9 protein-coding genes are annotated in these 9166 nt (G+C 53.6%); 2 read left to right on the forward strand and 7 right to left on the reverse strand.

Annotation, left to right across the window (positions count from 1 at the left end; genetic code table 11):
- Positions 1-347 (reverse strand): DNA alkylation repair protein (locus QJ48_RS17215; protein ID WP_193394458.1); only part of this gene is annotated, 347 nt, incomplete at its 3' end.
- Between the two features lie 129 nt (positions 348-476).
- On the opposite strand from QJ48_RS17215, the gene QJ48_RS17220 reads away from it, so the two are divergent.
- Positions 477-911, forward strand: coding sequence for a DUF6526 family protein (locus QJ48_RS17220; protein WP_054974788.1), 435 nt, complete (start codon positions 477-479; stop codon positions 909-911).
- 553 nt (positions 912-1464) lie between these two features.
- On the opposite strand, the gene QJ48_RS17225 is transcribed toward QJ48_RS17220, so the two are convergent.
- Together QJ48_RS17225 and QJ48_RS17230 are read right to left on the reverse strand one after the other, a co-directional pair.
- On the reverse strand, positions 1465-3099 hold the full coding sequence (locus QJ48_RS17225; protein WP_082420548.1) for a DUF4179 domain-containing protein: 1635 nt from the start codon (positions 3097-3099) through the stop codon (positions 1465-1467).
- Positions 3077-3661 carry an RNA polymerase sigma factor gene (locus tag QJ48_RS17230; RefSeq protein WP_237762948.1) on the reverse strand — a complete coding sequence of 195 codons (585 nt, stop codon included), beginning with the start codon at positions 3659-3661 and terminating at the stop codon, positions 3077-3079. Before QJ48_RS17230 ends, QJ48_RS17225 begins: the two co-directional genes overlap by 23 nt.
- A 178-nt stretch (positions 3662-3839) precedes the next feature.
- Between QJ48_RS17230 and QJ48_RS17235 the strand changes: the two genes are divergently transcribed.
- The gene (locus tag QJ48_RS17235; protein ID WP_054974790.1) at positions 3840-4775 is read left to right on the forward strand and encodes a M15 family metallopeptidase; all 936 of its coding nucleotides are present in this window, start codon (positions 3840-3842) and stop codon (positions 4773-4775) included.
- Between the two features lie 90 nt (positions 4776-4865).
- Here QJ48_RS17235 and QJ48_RS17240 read toward each other — a convergent pair whose 3' ends face one another.
- From QJ48_RS17240 to mglC, 4 genes are all read right to left on the reverse strand, one after another.
- On the reverse strand, positions 4866-6440 hold the full coding sequence (locus QJ48_RS17240; protein ID WP_054974791.1) for a copper amine oxidase N-terminal domain-containing protein: 1575 nt from the start codon (positions 6438-6440) through the stop codon (positions 4866-4868).
- A gap of 116 nt (positions 6441-6556) precedes the next feature.
- Entirely contained in the window at positions 6557-7567 is a 1011-nt protein-coding gene (locus tag QJ48_RS17245) for a YeiH family protein (protein ID WP_054974792.1), read from the reverse strand.
- Positions 7568-7689: 122 nt separating this feature from the next.
- Complete coding sequence (locus tag QJ48_RS17250) at positions 7690-7965, reverse strand: hypothetical protein (protein ID WP_054974793.1); 276 nt, start codon at positions 7963-7965, stop codon at positions 7690-7692.
- A gap of 127 nt (positions 7966-8092) precedes the next feature.
- Complete coding sequence (gene mglC, locus QJ48_RS17255) at positions 8093-9103, reverse strand: galactose/methyl galactoside ABC transporter permease MglC (RefSeq protein WP_054974794.1); 1011 nt, start codon at positions 9101-9103, stop codon at positions 8093-8095.
- Positions 9104-9166: the final 63 nt, after the last annotated feature.

Below are 9166 nucleotides of genomic sequence, written 5' to 3' on the forward strand. Positions count from 1 at the left end.
ACCGTATCCCACCACGATTTGGTCGTTATGAGCTCTTCCAAAAGCTCGATTCGGGAGGCATCCGCAGGCTTGCCTCTTTTCCCGAGCAGCGTTAGCGCCGCATACTGGAATTCGCGTTCCGGCTGCGCCCACAATTCCCGGACCGCTTGTTCCAATTCCCCATTTCCCGGCACGCCGTTCTCTTGAAGAAACTGCCGGACAAGCGCCGTTCGTTCAGGCGATTTGATACCCAGAAAAGCGAATTGATCGCGCATATATGCCTGCATCGGACCTGCCAATTCCGGGTTCGCATGGGATCGCAGATGGGCTTCCAAACGTCCCGCATAATCGGAAGTAACGTAAGCCAAGAAGACAACCTCCAGTATCGTTATTTTCTTCACTTTACAAAAAAGCGGACAGTCAAGCAACCAAGGATGTGGTAAACTCTCACAGCCGGTTATACAATAAAACTAACCTGACTACGGGAGGAAAATCATTTGGAAACCCAACAGTACGCCAATCACCGCAAATTTGATCCGCTGTTCCATTTCGTGCTTCTTTGGCTGACTTTAATCGTTCTCGTCGGTGCCGTGATTTATGCCGTCCGTTCTCTGATAGCGGGAGAAGGCGTGACCGCCGCACTGCTCCTGCTCGTGCTGAGCGTCATCGCCGCCATCTTGGTCATGCTGGTGCGGACGTATGCGCTCAAGGCTCAAGACCGCGCCATCCGGGCGGAAGAGCTGCTCCGGCACTTTATCCTGACCGGAAAGCCCATGGATCCCCGATTATCGCTGAGGCAAATCATCGCTTTGCGATTCGCCGGCGATCAGGAATACCCGGAGCTGTGCCGCAAAGCGGCAGAAGAAAACATGCGGCCCGATGACATCAAGAAAGCAATCCGGTCCTGGCGGGCGGATCACCACCGGCTGTAACATCCCTGCTGTGAACCCGCCGACATATACACCACACGCTATATGCACCATACACTAGCTGCATACGCTATATGCGCACCATCCTCCTATATGCACCATCCGCCATCTAGATCATACGCCATACGCCATACGTCATGCGTGCCAAATAGAGGAACTGTAGTGAGCTATGGGCTTCACCCGACCGCCTTTGGCAACATTTAAAGGAACTGCGATGCGCTATTGCTCCCTTTTGAGGCGCAACAAACTATTTTCGACATGGATAGCTAACGTATGTTCCTCTATATTTTTCCTGAGGACAGGGGACTGTGATTAGCAAATCGGAGTTCCTCTATTTTAGTGCCCACAGCCAACGGGTCCGACTACCATGAAGACAGCCCCCAGCCTTCTCTTCCCTGCCCATCATCCAACTTCGTACTTGTGACTGCTTCTACGTCAAAATGAGTCTGATTCCAAGCAAAAAGGACAGCTTCCTCCGCTGTCCTTTTGCCTCTTCATTCCGCCCGATAGTAAGTTATTGTTGCCAAACTGCTGCATGGAGCCCACCAGGCCTGCGTTATTGGCGATTCCCCGGACTCCCATTCATCTCAACCGACCAGTCGACGTTGACGTATCGTTTAATCACAACGTTGCGTATCAGCGTTAGTCGTTCCGGCACGGTCAGCATACCGGGGATTTTGAACTTATTGTCCCCTCCCAGTTCGATCGTCCAATCTGATCCGTTCAATCTCGAAAGCCCATATATCGAATGCCCTGTCATCGAAGCCGAATACTCTTTCCCCTCCGAATTCCGTACCGTCCAATCGTCGTACGACGGCTCGTTCCAGAGTTTCCCATCAACATGCAGCACGCCTTCCGTTTCCTTACTGTCCGTATCTGGCGGTTGTTTGATTGTAAATCCTTTTAACCGGATATTGTCGCCATCCGTACGGAAGAACACCGCTTCCTCCTTCAGACGGGCAGGCTCAAAGCTCACCGACGAACCGTCCCGCTCCGCTACCGAATAACCGTCGAAGACGAAACGGTAAGGCTGGTCCTCCGGCAAATCTTTAAACGTGTAGCTTAAGTGCATCAGACCGCGGCTATCCCCCGGCGTCTGAGATTTAGCCATCACACTGGGAAAATCGCTGCCTCTCCCAACGCTATGAATTTCGCTGCCTGCCGCGTCATCAAAATGAAACATCAGCTCCTGCTTCTGCCAAAGGTCTCCCGGAGACCGCATCAATGCCTCCGGACTGAGCTCCGTATCCAACTCCAAACGAACACCCTGTACCATACGGGTTAACCGCTTTAAACGAACCGTCATACCGCCTGGGGATGTATACTCCCCCTGCAATTTGGTAATCTTCGTTTGTTTCTGCGCCTCCGTCATATCGATCGGGAACTCGAAATTCCAGTTTCCTTTAATAGCAGGAAACCCCTTGTCCCACGGATCTCCATCTATTATGCCGATCTGTCCCTCAATCGTGATGCGATTCGATTGAATCGGTTGCGCAAAAAAAGCAACGAGATAATAAAAGTCGTTCGTAAACCCAATATCTTCCAATTTTCCAATCACTTTCCCCTGCTCGTCCTTAACAACTATGCGATTTCCGTTTCTTTCTTCCAAGAGTCTTAAGCGAGCCCGCTCGTGCTTTCCGTCCGGGCCGAACAACTGCAGCGCCACAATAACACGGGTAGGGTCGGCAACAGCCTCGTCGATTTTGAGCGTGTAGCCTTTGTCTTTTATTTTAATATTCGGATGCTGTACCAAACCGAATTCCTGCGCCCGCAGCAAGCCAATATCTACATAGTTGCGTGAATACAAAGAACGGATCATTTCCGCGACCGTCGGTATCGAATAGAAGGACGCCACGCTCAGCAGCACGAGGATGGAAGCTATTCCTGCCGTGACCCACCAGATTTTCCGGCGGCGTGTCACCGCCACGCGGCCTGCCCGTTCGGTAATCGGTTCAGGCGTCGCAGGCTCGATTTCTTCGTCCTGCAGCGCGGACATGACTTGATCCGTGAATGATTCCGGCAGCGTTTCCGCATATATTTCCCGGGACCAGTGCTCCTCCTCCTGCACAAGATCCTCCTTCAAGTGCTTACAATCGGAACAAGTGGCGATATGATTGGCTATGCCGCTGCGGTCGGTGACGACAGAGCGGGTTAGGAACATCTCCATTTCATCGCGACTCAAGCATTTCATATTCCATCCCCTCCTTGCTCTCGATCATGAGCTGCTTAAGACGTTTTTTCGCCCGGTACAAGTCGTTCTGGACTTTGCTTACGGGCACTTCCAGCACTTCGCCGATCTCCTCGTAGCTCAAATCATTCGTGTACCTTAACAGCAGCGCCATCCGGTAGTTGGCCGGAAGAAGGGCCAGCAGCCGCTGAAATTCCGTTCGCCGTTCCGTTTGAAGCAGCGATTGCTCCGGACCGTCGCTGACCGCAGTCTCAACCTGCCCGATCGGATGCTCTTCAAATCTGTGCTTCTTCTTATGGTCCTTCAACAGATTGGCGGCGATCGTATACAACCAGGAGGCGAAGCTTTTGTCCGGTTGATGCGAAGCAAGCTTGCGATAGGCCTTAATGAAGGTTTCCTGCGTCAAATCCTGTGCATCCATAGGACTCGCCCCCATTCCCCGAAGGAGGCCGTAAATTTTCTGTTTATAACGATCGACCAGAAAGCAAAATTCTTGCTTGCTTCCCTCTACAATCCGATGAATAAGCTCTCGTTCCGACTCCTGCCGGATATCGCGTTCCTCCACCACTCGGTCCTCCTAGCGTTCTATACTGTATAGACGACGAATCGGAATCCGATCTCTCACCTTAGGGAATATTTTTACAGGAAGCGGATGGGAGAAAAATTAGAAACTTTTCGTTTCCGTACGTCGTCTATGTAATAAGACCGCTAAAAACGCGCAAGTATTTGAATAAAGAAAGGATTTGGCTCTATTGAACTCTCGTCGTACGACCGCCGCAGCGATGCTGTTGGCTGCAATCATGCTTGTATCGACTGCATGCGGAGATGGCGGCAGCAAAACGCCGACCGACACCGCAGCCGGAACCTCGGCGCCTCCCGCCTCATCGAATTCCGGCTCGACTGACGTTAGCACAGATGCATCCAAGTCGAAACCGTCCGAGACGCCTGCCGCCTCGACGAACGGGCAGAACCAAGCTACCGGTACCCCAGGCGAGTTAAAGCAGACGGCTCAAACGGATACCAAATCCGGCGCGAAGCAAAACGCCTCTTCATCGGGAAAAACAGGAGATGTTCAGGTTGTCGCGAAACCGGCGGATATTGCGGTTCTCGTCAACAAAACAAACAAGCTGCCGGAAAATTACAAGCCGCAGGACTTGGTTGACCCGAATGTGCCTTTTACGTTCAAAGAAAAGCTTGAAAAGCGCAAAATGCGCAAGGAAGCGGCTGCAGCGCTTGAAAAGCTGTTTGAAGCAGCCAAAAAGGATAACCTGCCGCTGGCCGGCGTCTCCGCTTACCGCTCCCATGAAACGCAAAAAACGGTATATAACCGCTACGTGCAAAAAGACGGCGAAGCCGCGGCGAACAAATACAGCGCCAAGCCCGGACACAGCGAGCATGAGACGGGGCTGGCCATCGACGTGGCAGGCAGCTCGGGCAAATGCGCGGCGCAGGACTGCTTCGGCGCCACCAAGGAAGCCAAATGGCTTGCCGAGCACGCGGCCGACTACGGGTTTATCATCCGGTATCCGGAGGGCAAAGAAAGCATTACCGGCTACCAATATGAGCCTTGGCACCTCCGCTATGTCGGCGTAGACACCGCCAAAGCAATCGTCAAGCAAAGCGTGACGCTGGAAGAATACGTTAAGAACGCCGTACATGTAACGAAGCCAAAATCCTAACCCGTTTTACAAGAAACAACAAACGCCTGATTCTTTTTCCGCAATGGATGAAGAATCAGGCGTTTTGTTTTTTTCTCTGTGCGTCCTGGACTACGGTTTATATACTTCGATGGAGTATAAGCTTTCCTCTCCCTCGGTCTTCACCTTCGCGCCCAATTGCTCGGCTACGAACCGGACCGGAACGTAGAGCGCATCTTTTTTCAGCACGGCGGGAGCGCCGATGCTTTTGTCGTTTCCGTTCACCCGGGCCGTCGCGCTGCCCGCTTGCAGTACGATCTCCGTCTGGGAGCTCGCGATGGTCATCGTTTTCGTTCCCGCATCCCATGTCACCTTATAGCCAAGCCCTTCCCCGAGCTCTTTCCCTTGCACATAGGCGGTATTATTACCCGAAATATAGGCGCCATTATCATTGTAGGCCGGATAAGGCTCCGTCCCCTCTGCCTCTGCCGCCGGTACGTCGTCCAAGTCGGATTCGGACCAAATATAGAAGTACAAATACTTCTCCGTGATTCGAAGCTGCTCTTTCAACAGCTTGTAGAACGCCGAATCCGGCTGCACAACTTGTCTCAAGTTGTCCTCGTTCGATAAGTCCTCGTACAGGACCGCATCCTTCGCGGAGATGATATCCGGCTTCACATTTCCATTGATGTTCCAGCGGTCCATCCGGACGGTAAGCTTGCCGCCGCGGATTCCTTCTTCCGTTCCCGGAGGGCTTTGCATGGCGATTTCGGCGTTCCACTGGCGAATATGCTTGCTCTCGTCTACGAATGCATTCACTTTAAGCTTGGATTGGCTCAGCAGCTCCTGCTCCCAAGCACCGCCCATTTCGGAGGTCAAATAAAGAGCAATGGCTTTCGCTCCCGTATAGACCGCTTCCGTACCGAGCTGCCGGTCTTGGAACAATTCCTCCGCGAAGCCAAGTTCCTTTAGCTCAGGATGGAACTTATCGTAGATGACGACAGCCAGCTCGCGCAAGCCTTGGTCGTCCAAAGCCACGCTTTTAAACAACGACCGGAATAACGAGGCAAATTCCTCTCCCGATACATCAAACCGGAGCTGATGTCCGCTTACCGTCTGCCCCTGGATCGTCTCCGTCTTTTTGTCTACGGCAAGGGAGGCGGCGTTTGGAAGATTTTTGGCAATGAGACCTATCGCTTTGTTGGTTAACTCTTGTTGATCTGCCAAGGGCATTTCCTTCATAATCCTTTTCAGCTTATAGAACCAATAATCGTCGTACATCGTCAGCTCGTGGGACAGACCGGTCAGCTCGTTCGTACGCCAATCGGCAATGACAATCGGCTTGTTCGCGCCTTCCACGGTTAGCACCGCAACGTCCTTATCCAAGGAAACGGCAAACGGAAGGTTCAATTTGGCAGCAGACAGCGACCCTTTGGCTGAGATTGTCTGCTCTTTTCGGTTCACCTTCAAGCTGGATACGTTTAATTGAAATCCGTTCCAAACGGCCACTCGTTCCTTCTCGGATTCAGACAAGGCACTCGTATCTCCTACATCGTATTGCAGCGCCACCGACAGCGAAGCCTCGTAAGTATCCGTCTTCAACTCGTTTTCGATGGCCTGATTCATATCCAAACCGCCAAGCGGCTGGCAGCCGGCCGTAAACACAAGAGCTGCGCTCATGACCCATACGCCGATTTTTTTAAACAATGGGCATCTCTCCTTCGCTTGTCTTACGTACTTGACTAAAGATTCGATGAGATGGAACGGATTTCCTCCTTCCGTGATTTTGCAAAAGAAAAAGACGTTCCCGCCTAACGGAAACGTCACATTTGGCCGGTCAGCGTGCCGACCGCATATCCGGTGACGGAGACAACTAACCAGACGATTAAGCCGAGAATCATCGGCCTTACCCCGGTTGCGGTCATTTGCCGGAAGTCGGCCGATAAGCCGACCGCGGTCAACGCCACCACGATCATAAACTGCGCCGCCAGATGAATCCACTGCAAAAGCTGCTCCCCGAAGAGTCCGAGCGTGTACAGCAGCGAAGCGGCGAGAAACCATAAAATAAACCAAGGAAATACCTGCTTGATCGAAAACGCTCCTCCCTCAGAGGCGGCCGCAGCTTCCCGCTTCTTGCTCCAACCGACGACGACCGCCATAATGATCGCGATCGGCACGATCATCGTGGTGCGCGTCAGTTTCACGATGGTGGCGTAATCCCCGGCGGCCGTACTGAACGCATACCCTGCGGCGACGACGGAAGACGTGTCGTTCACCGCGGTCCCCGCCCATAACCCGAAGCCCGCATCGGATAAGCCGAGTGCATGCCCAAGCGCCGGAAAAACAAGAACCGCGACGATGTTGAACAAAAAGATCGTCGAGATCGAATACGCGATCTCCGCTTCCTCCGCTTCGATGACCGGCGAGATGGCCGCGATCGCCGAACCGCCGCAAATGCCGGTGCCCGCGCCGATCAACGTCGCCATGCGCGGCGGAATGCGAAGCAGCCGCCCGAATCCGTAGGCCGCGGCGAACGCAAGCAGCAGCGTGACGATCATGACTGCGAACGTCTCCGTGCCCGTCTTCCATACCTCCGACAGGCTGAGACGGCAGCCGAGCAGGATAATTGCCCATTGCAGCACTTTTTTGGAGCAAAAACGAATGCCCTGCCATGTATTTTGCGGCTTGCGCCATAGATTGTTCACCAGGATGCCGATCACGATGCCGAAAACCGAGCCGCCGATCAGCGGAAACAGCAGGCCGAGCCCGTAAGACACGGCTGCAATGACTCCCGTGAGCGCGAGACCCGGGCCCAGCGATTTCAAACCGTTCATAGTGCTTCCCCCCGATTCCCATGTACTTCCGACAGGTGTAATCGTAAGAGATTCGGGAGGAAAACACAAATACGAATCCTTGATGCTATGAATAAGCTTTTATTATGATTGACGAAATGGCTTCAAATTTTAATCGTGAAGAGGCGGTACAGAAGCGCGATGACGGCACCGGTCCAGAAAAGCGCGGGAAAATGCAACCAAGCGGCCGCTCCGCCGGCGACGACAACGATCAGAAGGGCTATCAAAGAGGGATACAGACGGGGAGCGGCAGCCGTGCCGTCCCAATAAGTCAAAGCGTCCAGCAGCCGGTCTTGCGTCTTCGCCTCGGCTCCGCAGTGAGGGCAGATCGAAGCGTCCAAGGGCTGAACGCCGGAGCAATGAGGACAACGTGCCGTCATCGGAATCACCCATTCCTTTCGGTTAATTCATAGTTATTTTATCGGATAAATAAAGATATTGCAATCCTCCTTGGGGCCTAACGCAAAAAAAACTTGCCGCCCATGCGACAAGCTTTTTGCGACTTCCTTATTTTTTCGCTAAATACTTGCGAATATCAAAAGCGACGGCGGCTACGATGATCAGCCCTTTAATAATGAGCTGCCAATACGGGCTGACGCCGATGAAGGTCAAGCCGTAGTTGATGACACCGAAGATGAGCACGCCCGCCAGTACGCCCGGCACGGTTCCGATCCCGCCCGCCGTCGATACGCCGCCGACCACGCACGCGGCAATCGCGTCAAGCTCGTACATGTTGCCGTAGTTGTTCGTCGCGCCGCCCGTACGGGCCGCCTCCAACACGCCGCCCAAGCCGTACAGCGCGCCTGCGATCGCATAAATATAGATCAGGTTGCGCTTGACGTTAATCCCGGAGACGACCGCCGCCTGCATGTTGCCGCCGATGGCGTACATATTTTTGCCGAGCCGCGTCTTGTTGAAAATGACCCAGACGATAAAAGCAACGACAATTGCGATAATAACGATATACGGCAGCGAATACGGCCCGTTCGGACCGATGAAGCCGGTGCCGATGGTTGTGAAGTCCTGACGCAAGCCGGCAATCGGCTGCGATTCGTTCGGCTTCAAATCGAAGTAGATCGAGTTGGCCCCGTAGACGATGACCATCGTGCCCAGCGTTGCGATGAACGGCGGCACGCTCAGCTTGGATACGATCCAGCCGTTGATCAGGCCAACGAGCAGCCCAGCGGCAATCCCGATCAAGATCGGCGCCCAGACCGGCAGGTCCGGCATATCCGGGAAAAACCGGCGCGGGTAGTCGGCCGTCTGCAGCATCGAAGCGGACAATACCGCCGTCAACCCGACGACGCGCCCCGAGGACAAATCGGTTCCTCCCGTAATCAGCACGAACGCGGCTCCCAGCGCGATAATGGCGCGGGTCGAGTTTTGCAGCAAAATGTCCCGCAAAATATCGACCGACAGAAACCGCGGATCGGACGCCGCAATGCCCGCTACGAGAAGGATCAGAACGATATAAATGGCATATTGCGTAAAAAAATGATTAAGCTTTCCCGTCTTCATAAGCCCGGTTCTCCTCCTTCGCGATGTCCTCTTCTAGTTGGCGGCAAGCCGCATAATTTCCCG

The organism is Paenibacillus sp. A3 (assembly GCF_001399685.1).
Taxonomy (GTDB): Bacteria; Bacillota; Bacilli; order Paenibacillales; family NBRC-103111; genus Paenibacillus_G.